The sequence below is a fragment of the Arthrobacter ginkgonis genome, from assembly GCF_039540195.1.
Classification (GTDB): domain Bacteria; phylum Actinomycetota; class Actinomycetes; order Actinomycetales; family Micrococcaceae; genus Zafaria; species Zafaria ginkgonis.
On record NZ_BAABEO010000011.1, the window covers coordinates 139,338 to 157,294 of the forward strand.

The window sequence follows — 17,957 nt, forward strand, 5'->3', positions numbered from 1 at the left end:
GCGCGCCGGCGTCGTGCATTTTGTTCGCCGTTGTTTAGGCGGCCTCGGTGACCCGTCCCGCGTGGATCCGCAGCCGGCGCTCGGCGCGGCGGGCCACGGCCGAGTCGTGCGTGACCAGGATGATGGTCAGCCCGGCCTTCCACAGGCCCTCAAGCAGGCCAATGATGTCGTCGCGGGTGGCCTCGTCCAGGTTGCCGGTGGGTTCGTCGGCGAGCAGCACCTTGGGTCGCTTGGCCAGGGCCCGGGCGATCGCCACGCGCTGCTGCTGTCCGCCGGAGAGCTCCCCCGGCAGGTGGGAGGCCCGGTCCGCCAGTCCCACGGAGGCCAGCGCGGCCGCCGCGCGGGAGACCCGCTCCTCGGCCGGGACGTCCAGCGGCGCCAGGCCCATCTCCACGTTCTCCTGGGCGGTGAGCGTGGGGATCAGGTTGTAGTGCTGGAACACGAACCCGATGTCCCTGGCCCGGATCCGGGCCAGGTCGCGGTCCCCGAGCGTGGAGATCTCCTGGCCCGCCAGCGTCACGGTGCCGGTGGTGGGCCGGTCCAACGCGCCGAGCATCTGCAGCAGCGTGGACTTGCCGCCGCCGGTGGAGCCCTGGATGGCGACCAGCTGCCCGGCCGGGATGGTCAGGTCCACCTTCTGCAGCGCATGCACGGTGCGGCTCTTCTGCGTGTAGACCTTGTCCACGCCGGCCAGCCGGAACATCGGCGCCGGCTCGGCCGCGGGGGTCCCCGGCGCGGTGCCAGTGGCCGGGGTGGCCTCGGTGGCGAGCGCCGTGGTCGCCTCGGTGGTTGCCTGTTCTGCCATCTCGATCGTCTCCTTATTCATGTTTATGGACCCGCTCATTGCCACGCTTCATCCATTGCTACGCCACGCTCCGCAGCGCTTCCGCCGGGCGCAGGCGCGCCGCGCGCCAGCCGCCCAGGACGCCCGCCAGCAAGCCGCCGACGATGGCGATACCCACCGCGATCAGCATGATCGCCGGGGTCAGCGGGGCATTCAGCACGACGTCGGCCGCTGCGCTCGCCTGCTGGGCCAGCCCGCCGGGGCCACCTGCGCCCGGCCCGCCCGCTTGGCCACCGGGGCCCGCGCCCTGGACGCTGGCGGAGGCGGTCAGCGTCGGGGAGAACACGTTGATCAGCAGGATGCCCACCAGGCCCACCAGCAGGCCGGCGGCTCCGCCGATCAGCGACTGCACCAGGGACTCCCCGGCCACCTGCTTGACGATGCTGCCGTTGCGCCAGCCGATCGCCTTCAGGGTGCCGAACTCGCGGGTGCGGCGGGAGACGCCGGAGATGGTCAGCAGGATGGCCAGCAGGAACGCGACGGCCAGCACGGCCACCGACAGCCAGGTGCCGAGGCTGGAGACCAGGCCGGACGCGGTGGAGAGGGAGCCGGAGACGGAGGACGCGAGGTCTTCCTGGGTGTTGACGGTGTTGTCCGGCAGCGCGCCTTCAAGGACGGTCTTCAGCGTGGAGATCCGGTCGGAGGAGGCGGCCTGCACGTACACGGTGCTGACCAGGTCCGCGGAGTCGGAGAGCTCCTGGGCCACGTCCAGCGGGATGTAGACGTTGGAGGCGGTTTCGGCGTCGGAACCGGAACCGGCGACGATGCCCACGACCTCGAACTTCTGGTCCGCGACGGTGATCGTGTCCCCGACGGCCAGTTCCTCGGTGGTGGCGTAGGCCGAGTCGAGGACGGCGGTGTAGGTGCCGGCGTCGGACGCCGCCAGCGTGCGGCCGGTCTGGAGCGTCGCGGAGGCCAGCGGTCCTACGCTGGCGGCGTTGCCGTCCACGCCCATGACGGTGAACGAGTTGACGTCGAAGGACCCGCCGCCGCCCTGCGGAGGACCTGCCTGGCCCTGCGTCGAGTCGGTTCCGGTGCCCGTGGCGCCGCCCGCCTGGGGCAGTTCGCCGTCGAAGGTCATGTTGGTCAGCGACAAGACTCCGGAGGCGGCTTGGACGCCGTCCTGCGCGGTGACGGTGTCCACTGCGGCCGCGTCGAAGGTGGCCGATCCCCGGCCGGTGGTCAGGCGGGACTGGGAAACGGCGGTGGTGCCCTCCCCGGTGTCGCTGCCGTCCTCGGAGTCGAACTCGAAGCGCGGGCCGCGTTCGCCCTCGGCCGGCGGGGTCGGGGTGGCGGTGACGGTGACGTCGGTCCCCACGCCGTAGACGGATTCGAGCGCGCTGGCCTGGGCGTTTTTGACGCCTGCGGAGAGCGAGTTGACGATGATGACCAGGCCGATGGCCAGTGCCATGGCGATGGCAATGATGGCGGTTTGTTTCCGCCGGCCTGACAGCTCGCGCCGCAGGTATCGAGCAAACATGGTGGGTCCCTTCACGCCCCGGTCCCTCGCCGCGGCCTGCACCCCAACCTATGGAGGGGCTCTATGGCCGGGCTTGGCCGAGACTGTGGCTGACCTGTGGGATGGCGGCCCGGAGACGGCCAGCACGGAGGCAACGGCCGTCCAAGGCGTCCCTAGCCCGCCACGATCCATGGCACTAGCGTGGCCCGTAACACCCTGGGGACAAGCCTCGGGACCGGCATTGAAGGAGAAACCATGGCCGACCACGTCTACAAGATCACGGAAATCGTCGGATCCTCACCCGACGGGATCGAAGCAGCAGTCAACAACGCCATCGCGGAAGCATCCAAAACCCTCCGAAACCTGGACTGGTTCGAAGTCACCTCGGTCCGCGGGCACCTCAATGACGACCACGTGGCCGACTGGCAAGTCACCATCAAACTGGGCTTCCGCCACGAAAGCTAAACAAAAGAACCCGCCGGGCCCGGTAGCCGACCAAGTCAGACGCTTCGAAGCATCCGGCACCGTTTCCATCAGTTCCCGCGGAACAGGATCTTCGGCGTCCCACACGACCGTCTGATCCAGCCGTTGAGAGGGCGCCGAACGCGACGCGTTCGGCGCCCTCTTCGTGCCTCAGCGGTGAGCAGGCACCCTGGGAGTCCCGCCGCCAGTGCCGGACGGCCTTGGCGAAAACTCCGGGGGCGCCCAAGGGCGTTCCGACTCGACGCGGTTGTCGGGAGGGGAAACACGCACCTACTAGCTTGTGCGCCAAACTAGATTGTGTGACCATCTAGTCATGGAGAGTTCGAACTGGCCGGTCGATTGGCTCAGAGGGGTGCTGGCCGCCGCGGTACTGTCCATCGTGAGCGAAGGTGAGACCTACGGGTATCTCGTCGCGCAGCGGTTGCTCGATGCGGGGCTGGGCGTCGTCAAAGGAGGAACCCTCTACCCGCTCCTGACCAGGCTGGAACAGGACGGCGACGTCGTCTCGACCTGGCGGGAGGGCCGCGGCGGTCCCGGCCGAAAGTACTACTCGATCACCCCGGCCGGCAGAGAGCGCCTCACGGTCCTGCGGACCGATTGGCGGCTTTTCACGGACCGGGCGACGGCCGTTATTACGGGAGGGAAGGCAGACTCATGACCCATACACCTGACGAAGAGTACGCGGCGGATCTGAGGGAGATTCTCGAATTTCGGGGTGTTCCCACGGAGGCTGCCACCCAGATCGTGCGCGAAGTCCAAAGCCACGTTGCCGAATCCGGCGAGGACCCCGTTGCCGCCTTCGGAACCCCGGGCGAGTATGCGGACAGCTTCGCGCCGAAATCCCGGATGGCCCGGTTCTGGATGCTGATCCTCTCCTCGGTGATCCTGGCGTTTGGAGGAACGTATGTCCTGATCACTGGAGTCTTTGCGCTCCAGGCGCCCGGCCACGACCTGTGGGGCCTGCCGCCCTGGATCCGCATTGCCGTTGGCGCGGCGGGGATAGCCTCGTTCATCGCCCTGGTCCTCCTCGCGGGCGCGCGCTCGAAACGCCGTTCTCTCACCTGGCACATCTGAGCTCCCGACAGGCGCCGGACGGCTTACGGTGCCGGGACTGCATTTCGAGTCGATCGAACGCCGGGACGCGGAAGCAGGGATAGTCCTCACGGACGGGCGCCGTCGTGCCGCTACTTGGCCTGGAAGGCTCCAATGGTCAGTAGCTTGATGTCTGCGTTGCTGCACGCGTCCCAGGGACCGGCGACGAACAGCGAAGCGGTGTCCTGGGGCGGGTAGATCCTGAAGCCGGCCGCCTCGGTAAGGGAGCAGTCCGGATAGTTGCCGGCCTGGGTGTAGCGCAGCGTTGCGGTGCCTGCCTGGCCCGGCGCGAGCACGACGTCGGTGACGGGGCTGGACGCATCGCGGACCGCTGGCGCACCGATTGGCTCACCGTTGGCATCCGCCGTGAGCGAGACTCCTGGAAACCCCCTCAGCAGGCAGGGCTCGGTGCCGGAGTTGGTCAGGATCAGCTCCATGTAGACGCTGCCGGCCGCGCCGCCGCCTGTGGCGTCGGTGCTGGCGGTCAGGCCTGCGGCCTTGCAGAGCGCGGGGCCGGATCCGGTGGCCGGCTCGATGGGCGCCGGGGATGAGGAAGCCGACGTCGGCTCGGCAGCGCCGGAGGCGCTCGACGACGCCGACGGGCTTGCCGCGGGGGCGACCGGCTGGCCGGTGGCTTCGCCCTGCCCCGCACCACTCCCGCAGCCGCCGAGCAGCAGCGTTGCCGCGGCAGCCGCCGTCGTAAGCACCAGTACGTTTTTGGTTCGCCGAGACCCCATGGCTCCACTTTCATGCCCGCCGTCGACTCAGTCAACGATGCCACGACCGCCCGTCCGGCTTGTTGCCCGCGGCGGCCGCGACGCGGGCATCTTCGACCGGAGGCGAGTCTTGCATCCCGTGGATGTCAAGACACGTTATGTCCAGACAGGCCCCTTTCCGTGGGGTCAATTCGTGATCTGACATGCTCGATTTCGCCCGTTTCCAGGAGGTAGGCCGATCTATATGCTGTGCCAATGACCGGACCACAGATCTATGTCAGCTTCCCCGGCACGGCACGCGAAGCCTTGGGCTTCTACGCGGACGTTTTCGGCGGAGAACTTTCCCTCCACACCAGAGCGGACTTCGGCGCCACCGATGGCGATCCGAACGCCATCGCCCACGGAGTCCTCAGCGGGGTGGTTTCCTTGGCCGGAGCGGATGCGCCGGCCAACGGGGAGACCGTCAGGTTCGAGGGCCTCATGCTCTCGCTGCTCGGCACGGCCGAACCCGAGGTACTCCATGGGTGGTTCGACAAGCTCGCCGCCGGCGGCCGGGTGGTCGACCCGCTGGCGCCGAAGCCCTGGGGCGCCTCCGATGGCCAGGTCATCGACCGCCACGGACTTCACTGGCTCATCGGATACGAACCCGCACCGTGAGCGACGCGCGACCGCTCGGGCAGCTGGCGAACAAGCGCCAGCACGTGCTGAGGGCGGTCAATGGGCTGGCGGAAGAGGCGATGCATCGCGCGGTGGTTCCCTCCGGCCGGACGCGCCGGATCATACTGTCCCCATTGGACATGCCAGCCCCGGGCACAAGGTGCGGAGCGATGCTTCGGGCGCGCCTTGGTTTCAATCCGACAGGCGGTAGCGAAATCACGGGGACCGGCATTCACCACCGGTGCGCGGCGGTAGGACGCCAGGGAAGAGTGATGACCTCCCCGGTGGAGGCACCCTCGATCGCCTTCAGGTACCCGCGCGCCACGTCGGCCAGGCTGACCGGAGCGAATCCGGGGAAGAAGTCCCCGAAGTCCTCTAGGCTTTCGGTGAACACCGAAGGGCTGACCGCGTTGATCCGCCGGGGAGCGATCTCGCGGGCCGCGGCGCGGACGAAGGCCTCGATCGCCCCACCTCCTGCCACATGCGGGCCAGCTGTTCCTCGTCGGAAATGTCGCAACGGACCTCTCCGCTTCTCCTGCCCACGGTCACGACCCCATGGCCGCGCTCCTGCATGAGCAGGCAGATGGCACGCCCAGCCTTTCCCGCTCCCCCGACGACGAGGATTTTCACGCTTCCACCCCCGCCGTCGCAGCGGTTGCCTCCAGATGCCGCCGGCGGTACGTGCGAACCAGGGAATGGAAACCCACGACTGCCCAGGCGAGGTTGGAGACCACGCTCGGCCACGCCCCATAGAGGACGCAGGAGATCCCGCCCACCAGGCCGCCGGCCGCGTTCAGGGCCGCATACACATAGGACTCCGGTGTAAGCCGCCCCCTCCACAGCATGGCATAGGCCATGAAGATCCCGATCGTGCCCAGCCAACCCAGAACCGCAGCCAGCATCCCGTTCCCTTCCTCCGCGAACGTGTGGTATCCCCCACATTCTGAAGGGGCAGGGCATTAAGAACAATTGCAGGCTTCTGCATGGGGGATTTAGCAGGGGTAAATATGCATACCCGCCCGCGCCGGCTGTCCGCGCGTCCGCCTTCTCCGCGCAGGAAGCGCCACGCACCCCGCCCGCACCTCCAACGGCGATTGCTGCACGTCAGGATCGTTTTCCCGACCCCTTGTCGGCAAGTGTGACTCCCGTTACTCTCACAGATATATGAGTTGTATGCTCAGCAACGTGCAACACGGCTCCACTCGCATTCCACACTCCCAGAAGGCGGTCCATGTCCCACCAACAGCCCCTTTCCCCGGCCGCACCCGCTACTGCGGTCGGGACGGTCACCCTCGATGACGCCCCCTTCAAGCCGATCCACGCGCTGGCGACGGCCTGCGTGTTGGGAGGCGCGGCAGTCGACGGCTATGTCCTCGGCATCATCGGCTCCGGCATCTCCCTGGCGGAGAACGAACTTGCCCTCAATGCCCTGAGCCAGGGGCTGATCGCCTCCAGCGCCTTGATCGGCGTCTTCATCGGCGGGCTGATCTTCGGTTCCCTGGCCGACCGGTACGGGCGCCGCCCGGTGTTCACCTGGAACCTGATCGCCTTCGTCGTGCTCTCCCTGCTCCAACTGTTCACGGTCGGCGTCTGGGATCTGGTCGCCCTCCGCCTGGCGCTCGGCCTGGCCATCGGCGTGGAGTATGCCGTCGGCACCGCGGTGCTGGCCGAGTTTTCCCGTAAGAAGGGCCGCGGCGTGCTGCTGGGCAACTTCGCCGTCTGGTGGATGATCGGTTTCGTCGCCGCCTTCATGGTCGGACTACTTTGGTCCGGAGACAACTGGCGCCTGCTGCTGGCAACCAGCGCGGTCCCCGCCTTCATCGTGTTCGTGCTGCGCTCACGCTTGCCCGAGTCCCCGATGTGGCTGAAGGCCCGCGGCCGCGACGACGAGGCGGACGCCATCGTGCTCAAGCACTACGGCGAGGGATACGTCATTCCCCAGGTCAAGCTGGACAAGACGAACGCGAGGCTCTCGGAGCTGTTCACCCGGCAGACCTGGCGTCCCCACCTGTACTCCGGACTGTTCTGGTTTTGCCAGGTGGGTCCGTTCTTCGCGATCTTCACCTTCCTCACCCCGGTGTTCAACGGCCTTGGCATCACCGACGCCGTCACCGTGGAAATCTGGCTCAATGTGGTCCAGCTCGCGGGCGCCGTCTTCGGTTTGTACCTGCTGCACAAGCTCACCCGGCGCGGCTTCGTGAACTGGACCTTCGCCCTAATGTTCCTGACCCTGCTGGCCCTGGGGCTGTTCGGCAACGCCCCAATATGGCTGACCGTCGGCCTCTTCGCCTTCTACCTGTTCATGGCCCCGGGAGCGAACAACATCCAGTACGTCTACCCGAGCGAGATTTTCGACACCCGTGTCCGCGGAACCGGAGTGGGCTTCTCCGCAGCGTTCTCCCGCATCTCCGCCGCGGGGGCAACCTACCTGTTCCCGCTCTTGCTGGCGGAGCTGGGCACCTCGGCCACGCTGCTGCTGGTCTCGGCCTTCCCCCTCCTTGGACTCATCCTCTCCATCCTCTGGGCACCGGAGACCAAGGAAAAGACTCTGCGCTGAGGCGAAGAGCCAGAGGACGCGGAGGAAAAAGCCTCACCGGCGCCAAGCCATAGGTAAATCGGACTCATCTCGGTGGAGTCCAAGCGCCTGATCCAAGGAGGACGCCGCCAACCCGCACGCGACCCAGACTATCCACCGCGAGAACGTCGCTCAACAGGGGCTAGCGGATATCAATCAGGATCACCTGATCGGCATCCGCTCGCCCGGCGGGTGGTTCTGCCGGTACGGCCCGCCAAGTCCCGAAGCAAGTGAACAGGCAGCCCGCCAGCATTCCTAACGGTGATGTCGCTCATCGAAATTCCCCCGTTGCGGGGCGAAACAATGAGGCAAATGCGGGGAGCTCAGGGCAGCCCGCTGTTCCGCGCGGCGGCGGTTGCCACCTTCCCCGCTTGGAGGAGCACGACGGTCTCCAGCAGGAGGGCGGCAATGGCAACCCCGACACCAATATCCCCGCCGAACACCGCTTGGCCGGCGAGGGAAGCCGGGACGGCGGCAAGGGCGACCCACCATGTTCGGCGCACGCTTGGCAACGCGGCGGCGTGGCCGGCGGTCCACGCCTGGCCATAGGCTTGGGTACTGCTGGTACGGATCCCGATGGAACCGTTGCGCGCGATCCTGCCCTCCGCTGCTCCACGGGTCACCGACACCACGAGGGCAGACAGGGCAATCACCATCAGAAGCGGAGCAGCCAAGGCGACATAGGACTCGGTCATGTTGCCTTTCGAAACGGAGCCGGACACGATCAGCCTAATTGCTTGCGCAGCACCCTCTCGGACTTTGTCGTGCAAGCGGTGGGATGCGAGACAGTCCGTCGAGACATAATGTCTGTCCCGGACAGCCTGCGACGGCACCGCCTACATTCGACTTCCCGTAGCGGCGTCGCCAGTGGCGGCCTGACCGCCATCGTCCCGACCGTCCCGGCGTGCGGACCTTGAGGGACGGCCTCCGCAGCCTTGGCGTGGGTCTTGGTCCTCGGAGGCCGAACCAGGATATCGACGAGGAAACTGAATGTTCGTGTGAGGGGCCTGCCGGCTCCCTTGCTGTTTCAGGAGTTCCGTGCAGGCCCTATGTTTGGCCCTGCGTGGCGGCCGGGACGCGCAGGCTGCCGTACCTCTCCATTCGGTGCCACCGCAGGTGAACGCCGGCCAGGGCAGTGACCAGCGACTGGATGACGACGAGATACATGAGCTGCCGATAGACCAACTGCTGAAGCGGAAGCGTCCACAGCGGGCGAAGCGGTTCCTTGTCGAGCCGGAATGCGTAGGCAGCCATGAGGACCTGCACGAGAAGAAAGACGAGCCAGAGTCCCGCGATCCGGACCGGGTCAAGGAAGATCAGGCCGTAGACGGCAAAGACATCGACCACGGGCGCGAAGAGGGGAAGCAGTACCTGGAGAACGAGCAGGTAGCCAAGCCCTCGCCGGCCGAGCTTCCCGGCCGCTCCCCGCTGCACGACCGCGCCACGGTGCTTCCACATGGCCTGCAACGTGCCGTAGCACCAGCGGTAGCGCTGGCGCCACAGGGCGCCGAGGCTCGCGGGCGCCTCGGTCCAGGCCCTTGCGTTGTCCTGGTAGACGACGCGCCAGCCATCCCTGCACAGTGCCATCGTCAGGTCGGTGTCCTCGGCGAGCGTATCGTCACTGACTCCGCCGACCCGGAGGAGGGCATCGCGGCGAAAGGCTCCGATGGCCCCGGGGACGGTCGGCATGCATTCGGCGACGTCGAACAGCCGGCGGTCCAGATTGAAGCCGACGACGTATTCGATGTGCTGCCAGGCACCAAGGATGCCGCCGCGGTTAGCGACCTTGGTGTTCCCGGAGATTGCGCCCACCCTGGGGTCGGCGAACGGCTGGATGAGGGCATGCACCGTTTCCGGTTCGAATACGGTGTCGCCGTCGACCATCACCACGAGGCCGTGGCTGGCAGCATCGAGCCCGGCATTGAGGGCGGAGGGCTTGCCGCCGTTCTCCTTCCGGATCACCGTGACGCCCGGCAGGCCAAGCGCTTCCACGATGTCTGCCGTCCTATCGGTCGATCCGTCGTCGACCACGATGATCTCCACCGGATGGGTCGAGGCGACGATGGACCGGACAGCGGCTTCGATGCCGGCCGCCTCGTTGTAAGCGGGGACAATCACGGTGACCGGCTCCGTGATTTCGGGCCGAACGGGTACATCCACCCGGCGTCGACCGCTGCCGGCCGCCCGGCTGCGGCGCGTGGCGCGGTTGTGGAACGCCGCGACACCGACCACGAGGACAGCCCGGATGAGCGTCACGACGCCAGCCGCAACGAGGATCCACGAGATGGCGGTGACGACGAAGTCGCTGAGCCGGACGCCCCACACGAACGCCGTTCCGCTGATCCGCTCCACGGCGGACGCCTGCCGCGTGCTCTCAATCCCGACGGCGTCGCCGACGGTAGTCACCCGATAGCCCTCGTCAGCGAAGCGCGACAGGGTGGAGTCGAGCGCGGCTACAGTCTGTTCCCTGTCCCCACCGCCGTCGTGCAGCAGAAGGACCTGCCCCTGGGAGCCGATCGGGGTGAGGTTCTGCTCGATCGCCGCAACGCCTGGCCGTCGCCAGTCCTCACTGTCCATGGTGCTGAGCACGGTGAGGTACCCCTCGTCCGCCGACGCGTCCATCGCGGACCAGGTGCCGTCGGTGACGGCACCGTTGTCGAAGCTGTACGGCGGACGCAGCAGGGAGGCGGCGCGACCCGTGATGCCCACGATCGCATCCTGGGCACCTTGAACCTCGAGCTGACGTTGCCATTCCGGGACGGTGCCGAGGTCGGCATGAGTGAGCGTGTGCACCCCGATCTCGTGACCGTCCTCCACGATGCGGCGCACAAGATCGGGGTGCTCGATCGCCGCCGTACCAACAACGTAGAACGTTGCGTGGACGTCATGTTTCCGGAGGACGTCGAGGACTTGAGGTGTCCAGACCGGGTCTGGTCCGTCGTCGAACGTCAAGGCCATCGTGCGATCCGGTGGACGCACAGTTTGGACCGTCCCGCCGCGGGAGTCGATGACGGGGCCGCCCTGAGAGACGGCATTCGGGACAGATCCGGCGGACCCGTCCGCGGGCACGGAGTCATGGCCGACCGTCGAGAGGTGATGCATGTACCCCTGCAGGGTAAGCGCGACACCCAATGCAAAGAGAACAGCCAGAAGGATGAACCAGTGTGCCTTGACGCTGACTGGGGCGGTGCGCTTGCTCAGGCGGCGCGCGCTCACGGGTGCGCGGGCGTGGACGGTCGGCGGGTCTGGCCCGGAGCGTCCCCGCTCTTGCCCGGACTCGACTCCGTGCTCACCGCGGGATCGGCAACAGGCGCCGAGGGTGTCTCGTGCTTGCCGGCGGCCCCCTTAGCCGGTGATGCCGCAGGATTCGAGGGTGCTGCGGACTTGAGTGGTTCCGCGGGCTCCGGTGATGCTGCACGGTTGGATGATGCTGCAGGAACGGCAGAAGATGGAATCACAGGAGCCTCGGAAGCGGCCGGCGCTGCGGGTTCAGCGGAGGGAACCTTGCCCGCGGGGACTCCAGGCGTCCTGGAAGCCGGTGCAGATGCGGATGACGGAAGATCATCAGCCGCCGGTGCGGCCGCGGGGGCCGGAAGAGGCAGAAACGGCGCTGCGATGTTGGACCCGCCACTAAACGCGACCAGCAGGAGAACGACATACCCCGCCACGAGCCCCAGGGCCCCGAGACCAATGAGCTTGACCCGCCGCAGGCGCCGACCTGACGCATCAACAAAGACCGGCCCGCGCGGCGACGCGGACCGCGGCTCATCGGAGGGTTCGAAAAAGGCTTCCATCGGGCCCAAGGTTAGAGGATTCGCAATCCGCATAACAAATAGATAACGACCCAAGGGCCATTCGGGCTCAATGGACCGCCTGCCTTCAACTCTCGGCGGAGGCTGGAACTCCACGGCGCGAGCCAGGTGCGCCCCGCCCTTACGTCCTGCTGTCACCACGTGTGCATCGTGATGCGGATCCCGGCCCTTGGACCGGATTAACCAGGCACCACTCCGTCCCCGACAGCCGAGCGGTGCCACCATCACCGCATGACCACCCACTTCCTTAGGGCATCGATTCTTTTGGAGACCTCGACTCCCGGTTGGAGGGGCCAACCGGCTCGCCCAACGTGATGTCTTGGTGCCGTGAGATGTTTTGCTGAGGGACTTCCCGCATTTGCACACAACGGCTTCTTCCGAACGTCGCCCCGAAAGACATCCGAGGGCAGTGTTGATCTGCTTTCGGGGGCATCATTTAACGGCTCATCGGACATCCGGTGGGGATCAAGGCGTGAGTCTGCCGGCGGCGAGGAGCACCCGCAGCATGCGGGGCTCCGTGGAGTGCGGGGCCGGGGTGCGCCGTGCGCGCAGTCCCATCAACGATTCGTTGCGCGCTCAGTACCTGCCGCCAGTTGTCTGTTCCCTGAAACCGGCGCGATGTATTGTGCTGGCATTGACCTCACCGGCCGGCGACTTCCGAACATGGATTGGCCGCCCGCTGCCGGATCATCACAGAGCGGCATGCGCAGGAAGGCCCCCAGGATTCTGTCCTCGCCGTCTGGCCATTCCCGGCACCGGTGCTTACGCACCGCCACTCGCGACTTAGGAAACAGGCCGTGACCACATCAGACCAGCTCGCTAGCGTCCGCTACCTCGTCGACGACGTCCAGGCGGCCGTCGACTTCTACACCGCGCATTTCGGCTTTGTCGTCAACGTGCAGTCGCCCGCGTTCGCTGACGTGACGCGGGGCCCGTTGCGGCTGCTGCTGTCCGGGCCTCCAAGCTCAGGCGCGATCGCCACCCCCGCGGAATTCATTGCCGCGGGACGAAACCGCATCCATCTGGTCGTCGAGGATCTTGATGCCGAGATCGACCGGCTGCGTACGGCGGGACTGTCGTTTCGCAGCGACGTGGTTGCCGGACCTGGTGGACGTCAAATCCTTCTCACCGACCCCGCCGGCAATCTCATCGAGCTTTTCCAACCAGCCCAGCGATGAAGCAACGTCGCCCGACATGACCTGAGCGGGCATCCCGGTCCTTCTTGGGAAATCCAGCGTTGGCGCCTGGCGGGCCATCGCGACTGCAAGGGCAATCCCCTCTACGACATCCAGACGATCCTGCGCGCCGCCTACCACACCAAGAGCATGTACATGCCGGCGCCGGTCGTTGGCTTGCTCGCACTCCCCATAACCCTCGCCATCATTGACGCGGAACAAGGATGCCCTTCCGAGTGATCGCAGGCTTTCGAGGACTGCACCGACTAGGGGCAGTCCGGTGATAATCGCGAGCACGCAGGACGCGTCGCGACTGGGCTACTCTCTTCGCCGGCCGGAGACCCGTTCAGTGAGTTGGGTGGAGGATTTTCACGGACACGTATAGCGACCCGCCCGTCTTGCAACCGGAGGTATGCAAGACGGCTTGTCGAGACAGTGGGACCGACCCCTGGATTGGTGGCGCCAGGTGGCGACGTTCTGGCGGAAGTAGAACCGTCTGGCGGCACGGTTCGCCGGCCCGGTAGCCCGCGCTGTGGGTATTCATGGAGGGGTAGAGCGCTGTAGCCGTGTGCAGATGGGCTCCGCGGGACATCGACTGGTTCGATCCGTGGACCACCGCCACCCCGGAACTCGGCATCGGTGAAGTCCAGGTGGGGTACGACGGTTCCATTGCCCAGACCACCCTCAAGGTCCGCCACGGCTCCCTGGAAGCGGAGGGCAACCTGCTGCGCGAAACGGGGGCGTTCTTCACCTACCGACTGGTCATTGCCGGCCCCGCCCCTCCGGGGCAGGTCGAGGACAGACTTCGGGCGGCAATCCGCAAGGCGCCCTGCGATGGCCTATGGACCGACCACGACCTGCTGGTCCTGAGCCGGTTTGGCTGGATCGATGACGAGCTCAGGAACCCGGAGTACCAACCGGACCTCGGTTTCTGGGAAAACACGCCTCCGCCCTTCGACCTGGCTGACTCCTCCTTGGAGGTCCGGCACATCGACCGTGCCGACGCGAACGGCGGGGACCTTCCCGCCGCCGTGCTGCGGGTCGGGGTCAGCGGAGAAGCCCCTGCGGTGCCCCTGGCCGTCCCCGTGATGAACTACTCGGCCCTGGCCCACACCCTGGAGCAGGGCCTCGTCCATAGCGGCGGGGGTGAACTGGTCGTTCCGGATAATGCCTCTTGGGAAGCGGTGCGTGCATCGATCGCCGGTCACGTCTCCTCGCTGACCGTGGAGAGGGATTGGGTGGAGACCATGGCCGAGCTTTCCCGGATCGGTTGAGCCAGCAGTGAAGACCTCCAGCGGACCTGGTGGCGTGCACCCGCCCGATAGTTTTCGCCCGGATCAGCGGGGGTTGAACCAGCGGAAGCGCCATTCGTCCCCGTCAGCCAGTGGCATGGACAGGTAGCGTCTGCGCAGGATCCGGCTCGTCCCCTCGGTGAGGATCCTGTCGCTGAGGAGGAAGTCCACGATCTCGTCCAGAGTGTCCTGCGTGTGTTCGAGCTGATCCTCCATGCCTTCGCCGATCAGGTGGTGGTGAATGTATTGCCCGTCGTATACGGTTTCCGGCGCCTCGCTCCCCTGCACCAGGGTGAACGTTCCCCACCGGGGTCCACGCACCTCCGTGTAGACGGCGCCATGGCGGATGCCGACGGTCGCATGCACCGTTGCCGGCAGCTTCGAGGTGATGCCCTCCACGTTCCGGGCCAAGGCGACGAGATAGTCGTGGACTTCCGCAGACTCACTCACCGTCCGCCATCCGCGCCAGGACATTGAGGGTTTCCATGACCGGAGACTACCTTCCCGTGCTTGGGGGGACTGCCGTGGTGCAGCTTTTCTCTCTGGAAGTCACTCCGGGTTGAAAGAGGACAACCTGCCTATTGGGGTGTCGATCTCGCCGGAACGCCGGATCCCCTCCCCTGTCTTGCGGGCTACGGAGTCCGCGATGGCCCTCATGGTCGCCAGAACCAGCAGGGCGTTGAGCGCGGAGCGGGACTCCACGTCCGGTCCCGCCAAACGCCGTTGGATCGTGGCTGAAGGTAAGGCCGCCGGCAAAGCACCCGAGGTCGGAGAAAAGGGTACGCCACTGCTCAGCCGCCTGAAGGGTGGCGCTAAGGAGGGCAGGGTGCAGGAATTCCGTCACAAGCCGATTCTGCCCGCCGTACCCCTTGAGAGGGATTGAGAAAAGACTCTGGCCAAGCTCGATCGGCGCGTCCGAGGCAGCAACAAAAGACCTCCAGCGCGCTCAGGGGCGGTGCTCTTCGATCGCTCAGCATCGCGAGCCACCGCTGTCGGGATGCCGGCCCGGCTTCTGCGACGCACTCGCAACAGAGAGTGAGTCTGGCAACCGATGGGACGCAAGACGGGACGGGAGACACTCACGCTTTCGCGAGGGTGAGGTGCGGAAATGAATCAACGGGGGACGCTGGTGCTGTTCGGTGCGGCTCGATAGCGTGAAGCGCATGGCCATCAAACTTGAGAACGTCGGCATTGCGGTTCGCGATCTGGAAGCGACGATCGCCTTTTTCACCGACCTCGGCCTCACGCTCATCGGCCGTGACACGGTCAGTGGCGAGTGGACCGACACCGCCGTCGGACTTGACGGCAACCATGCCAACATTGCGATGCTCCAAACACCGGACGGCCACGGTCGCCTGGAACTGTTCGAGTACATCCACCCCGAAGCGATCGAGACAGAGCCCACTCGTCCGAACGAGATAGGGATGCACCGCGTCGCCTTCTCGGTCGATGACATCGACACAGCCCTTGAGATAGCCGCGAGGCACGGCTGCCGACCGCTACGCGGTGTGGCAACGTACAAGGACGTCTACAAGCTCACCTACGTCCGCGGTCCCAGCGGCATCATCGTGATGCTCGCCGAGGAACTGAAGAAGAACTGACGGCCGGATCGCCCCTCGCCCTCGCCGCACCAACAATCGGCAGCAGATCGGGAACGATCGCCGCGACCCGCTTCGTTGCCGCAAACAAATCAGCCATCGCTCCGAGCACCCGCAAGCCGGGCCATCAGCGCGCAGGCAAACCTCACACGTTCACCATGTCAGTGCCGAGATCCGGATCCCCGTAAAGCCCGCTCGACTAAATGCCCGGTGAAGGTGCCACGACTGCAACGCTCCTGGCGTGTTGCAACCGGTGGGAATCGAGACTGACAAGTTGCGAGACATCCTCGCCGTCACTTTTGCGGCCCAGCCCGCATTCCGCGCGTAAGTGATTTGCTGCGGCGGGGGCCCGCGTGTGTGGGTAGGGTGTTGCCGCGACAGCTACCGACTACGGATGCTCCTCGCAGCAGGCGGCCTCACGCCATGTCCCCGCCGAATGTCCGAAGAGCCAATAAAGCACCTCAGGTCAGGAGCTGAAATCCCTGACCTGACCTGACCATCTGCCATAGGATGGGTCACGCTTGGGGCATTGGGCCAGCATTCGCCGCCAGCCGAACTTTCGCGCTCCCTCCCTGTACGGGAGAGCAGCTTCAATTCCCCGCGCACCGTTGTTAGCCCGTCTCCATCCCTACCGCTTCCGCGGTGTCCCGCAACCAGAGCACCACCAAGACCCAGGAGGCCCCGTGCCTGAGCCCCGTCAGCCCGCAACCGCCCGAAGGTTTCGTCGCGCTCGCACGACGACGGCACTGCTGCTCACCGCTGGCCTGATGCTGGGCACCGCCCCGCTGGCCGCCACCGCGGCGCCGGCACACGCCGCAGTGTCCGTGGGCGCCGCCACGAAGGTCGTGAAGCCCTCGGTGTCGATCGGAGTCATCCCAACCAAGACAGTGAGCACCGGCAAGAAAACCGCCATCAAGCCAGTCCTGGTCAAAAAGGGCACCACCCAGGTGAAGTCCGCGCGCGTGACGGTCACGGCCGGCAAGAAGATCATCGCGAAGAACAAGACGTCCGCCACCCTGGGTGCCGGTTCGTACAAGATCCAAACCAAGGTCACCTACCGGGTGAAGTCCGGCAAGACATGGTCCGGGACGAAGTCTGTGTCCCGGACACAAACTCTGCAGATCAAGTCGGTGAAGCCCTCCGCCAAGGTGAACACCACGGCCGGGAAAAAAGAATGGCTCGCCCTGATCAACGCCAAACGCAAGACCAACAAGCTCAAGGCGCTGACGCTGGTCAGTGCCGGTGTTCCCTCTTCAGCGGAGCGCATGTACGGCGTCGGGACCACGTTCTCCGGCTTCTACTACTTCGAGAAGACACAGTGGCCCACGGCAAAAGACTGGGTGGGAACCTGGTTCGACGATGACCCCACCGTGAAGCGACTCATCAAGGACAAGAGCGCCACGCGGGTCACGATCACCAACTCGTTCGTCGTCAGCCCTTCCACCAAGAAGAAGCTCAATGCGATCGACATCGAGGTGTACAAGGGCACCAAGAATGCGGGAACCCCGCAGGCGGCCCCTCAGCCCACGTCCGATGTGGGTACCCCAGACGCCCGCACCCGGATCATCACCGGCATCCAGCAGGTGCGAGCCGGCGCGAAGCTTCCCCCACTTATCGTCTCGACAGGGGCGCCCAGCCTGAAAAGCGATGAGTACATCCCACACTCCTCGGGAACCGGAAACCCGTACGGAACAACCGTGAAGGCTTTCCTGGCCGAGCCGTCCCTAGTGATGCTGGCCAAGAGTCGGGAGTTCACCCATGTGAGTGTGGGCATCGTCAAGAGGGGCTCCGACTACGAGGTCTCTGCGGACTTCTATCAGGTCGCCAACTACTAGAAGCGCCGGTCAAAAAGGGAACGTACGAACACATCGAGGATTGTGCACATACATTCAGTTTCGCTTTCCATGCCAACACTGTCTTGCAACCGGTGGGATGCAAGACGCTGTTGTCGAGACACCGATGACGAGACTTCTGTCGCGGCGCGCCGAACCGCTGATCGCGTGGTTCGTTGGTCCAGGATCCGCCGCCCAACAAGGTGCAGTACCACCCCGCGGGAAAGCAACCTCAGTTATCTATCCGCCCTGCGTTCGCCGCAAGGTGGCCCTGGCCCGATCCCCCAGGTCTTGACCGTCGACGTGTGGGTCCCGGCCCTGGCGGCGCCGGGGACACGCAGGCAGGCTTTCGCGTCGCGTTTGGAAATGTCCAAACCGGCCACCCGTTCGTGCACGATGCCCATGACGGCTCCTCCCGGCAC

Annotated in this window: 18 protein-coding genes; 9 read left to right on the forward strand and 9 right to left on the reverse strand. The window is 66.0% G+C overall.

Going from position 1 to position 17,957, the window contains the following annotated elements:
* Window positions 1–34: 34 nt before the first annotated feature.
* Together ABD912_RS09175 and ABD912_RS09180 are read right to left on the reverse strand one after the other, a co-directional pair.
* A complete protein-coding gene (locus tag ABD912_RS09175) occupies window positions 35–703 on the reverse strand; it encodes an ABC transporter ATP-binding protein (protein ID WP_345150371.1) in 669 nt (222 codons plus the stop codon).
* Window positions 704–863: 160 nt separating this feature from the next.
* Window positions 864–2,324, reverse strand: a complete 1,461-nt coding sequence (locus tag ABD912_RS09180; RefSeq protein ID WP_345150219.1) for an ABC transporter permease — start codon at window positions 2,322–2,324, stop codon at window positions 864–866.
* 234 nt (window positions 2,325–2,558) lie between these two features.
* Between ABD912_RS09180 and ABD912_RS09185 the strand changes: the two genes are divergently transcribed.
* The 3 genes from ABD912_RS09185 (at window position 2,559) to ABD912_RS09195 (ending at window position 3,860) form a co-directional block, all read left to right on the forward strand.
* A complete protein-coding gene (locus ABD912_RS09185; protein ID WP_345150220.1) occupies window positions 2,559–2,768 on the forward strand; it encodes a dodecin in 210 nt (69 codons plus the stop codon).
* A gap of 331 nt (window positions 2,769–3,099) precedes the next feature.
* Window positions 3,100–3,444, forward strand: a complete 345-nt coding sequence (locus tag ABD912_RS09190; RefSeq protein WP_345150222.1) for a PadR family transcriptional regulator — start codon at window positions 3,100–3,102, stop codon at window positions 3,442–3,444.
* On the forward strand, window positions 3,441–3,860 hold the full coding sequence (locus ABD912_RS09195) for a DUF1129 domain-containing protein (protein ID WP_345150223.1): 420 nt from the start codon (window positions 3,441–3,443) through the stop codon (window positions 3,858–3,860). The genes ABD912_RS09190 and ABD912_RS09195 overlap by 4 nt, the downstream gene beginning before the upstream one ends.
* A gap of 110 nt (window positions 3,861–3,970) precedes the next feature.
* On the opposite strand, the gene ABD912_RS09200 is transcribed toward ABD912_RS09195, so the two are convergent.
* Window positions 3,971–4,615: a DUF4232 domain-containing protein gene (locus ABD912_RS09200; RefSeq protein ID WP_425548040.1), complete on the reverse strand. Its 645-nt coding sequence runs from the start codon at window positions 4,613–4,615 to the stop codon at window positions 3,971–3,973.
* Between the two features lie 234 nt (window positions 4,616–4,849).
* Between ABD912_RS09200 and ABD912_RS09205 the strand changes: the two genes are divergently transcribed.
* Window positions 4,850–5,251: a VOC family protein gene (locus tag ABD912_RS09205; protein WP_345150225.1), complete on the forward strand. Its 402-nt coding sequence runs from the start codon at window positions 4,850–4,852 to the stop codon at window positions 5,249–5,251.
* 232 nt (window positions 5,252–5,483) lie between these two features.
* On the opposite strand, the gene ABD912_RS09210 is transcribed toward ABD912_RS09205, so the two are convergent.
* The 3 genes from ABD912_RS09210 to ABD912_RS09215 are packed head-to-tail and all read right to left on the reverse strand — an operon-like array spanning window position 5,484 to window position 6,153.
* Complete coding sequence (locus ABD912_RS09210) at window positions 5,484–5,732, reverse strand: Rossmann-fold NAD(P)-binding domain-containing protein (RefSeq protein WP_345150227.1); 249 nt, start codon at window positions 5,730–5,732, stop codon at window positions 5,484–5,486.
* Window positions 5,627–5,995, reverse strand: a complete 369-nt coding sequence (locus tag ABD912_RS23570) for an NAD-dependent epimerase/dehydratase family protein (RefSeq protein ID WP_425548041.1) — start codon at window positions 5,993–5,995, stop codon at window positions 5,627–5,629. The genes ABD912_RS09210 and ABD912_RS23570 overlap by 106 nt, the downstream gene beginning before the upstream one ends.
* Complete coding sequence (locus tag ABD912_RS09215) at window positions 5,878–6,153, reverse strand: CBU_0592 family membrane protein (RefSeq protein WP_345150229.1); 276 nt, start codon at window positions 6,151–6,153, stop codon at window positions 5,878–5,880. The genes ABD912_RS23570 and ABD912_RS09215 overlap by 118 nt, the downstream gene beginning before the upstream one ends.
* A gap of 329 nt (window positions 6,154–6,482) precedes the next feature.
* On the opposite strand from ABD912_RS09215, the gene ABD912_RS09220 reads away from it, so the two are divergent.
* Window positions 6,483–7,808: an MFS transporter gene (locus tag ABD912_RS09220; protein ID WP_345150231.1), complete on the forward strand. Its 1,326-nt coding sequence runs from the start codon at window positions 6,483–6,485 to the stop codon at window positions 7,806–7,808.
* Window positions 7,809–8,149: 341 nt separating this feature from the next.
* Here ABD912_RS09220 and ABD912_RS09225 read toward each other — a convergent pair whose 3' ends face one another.
* Entirely contained in the window at window positions 8,150–8,521 is a 372-nt protein-coding gene (locus ABD912_RS09225) for a hypothetical protein (protein WP_345150233.1), read from the reverse strand.
* A gap of 352 nt (window positions 8,522–8,873) precedes the next feature.
* Complete coding sequence (locus ABD912_RS09230) at window positions 8,874–11,042, reverse strand: bifunctional polysaccharide deacetylase/glycosyltransferase family 2 protein (protein WP_345150235.1); 2,169 nt, start codon at window positions 11,040–11,042, stop codon at window positions 8,874–8,876.
* Between the two features lie 1,393 nt (window positions 11,043–12,435).
* Between ABD912_RS09230 and ABD912_RS09235 the strand changes: the two genes are divergently transcribed.
* Together ABD912_RS09235 and ABD912_RS09240 are read left to right on the forward strand one after the other, a co-directional pair.
* On the forward strand, window positions 12,436–12,816 hold the full coding sequence (locus ABD912_RS09235; RefSeq protein WP_345150236.1) for a VOC family protein: 381 nt from the start codon (window positions 12,436–12,438) through the stop codon (window positions 12,814–12,816).
* 563 nt (window positions 12,817–13,379) lie between these two features.
* Complete coding sequence (locus ABD912_RS09240) at window positions 13,380–14,087, forward strand: hypothetical protein (protein WP_345150238.1); 708 nt, start codon at window positions 13,380–13,382, stop codon at window positions 14,085–14,087.
* A gap of 63 nt (window positions 14,088–14,150) precedes the next feature.
* On the opposite strand, the gene ABD912_RS09245 is transcribed toward ABD912_RS09240, so the two are convergent.
* Window positions 14,151–14,555: a hypothetical protein gene (locus ABD912_RS09245; RefSeq protein WP_345150240.1), complete on the reverse strand. Its 405-nt coding sequence runs from the start codon at window positions 14,553–14,555 to the stop codon at window positions 14,151–14,153.
* A gap of 713 nt (window positions 14,556–15,268) precedes the next feature.
* On the opposite strand from ABD912_RS09245, the gene ABD912_RS09250 reads away from it, so the two are divergent.
* On the forward strand, window positions 15,269–15,706 hold the full coding sequence (locus tag ABD912_RS09250) for a VOC family protein (RefSeq protein WP_345150242.1): 438 nt from the start codon (window positions 15,269–15,271) through the stop codon (window positions 15,704–15,706).
* 680 nt (window positions 15,707–16,386) lie between these two features.
* A complete protein-coding gene (locus tag ABD912_RS09255; RefSeq protein WP_345150244.1) occupies window positions 16,387–17,538 on the forward strand; it encodes a hypothetical protein in 1,152 nt (383 codons plus the stop codon).
* The last annotated feature ends 419 nt before the right edge of the window (window positions 17,539–17,957 follow it).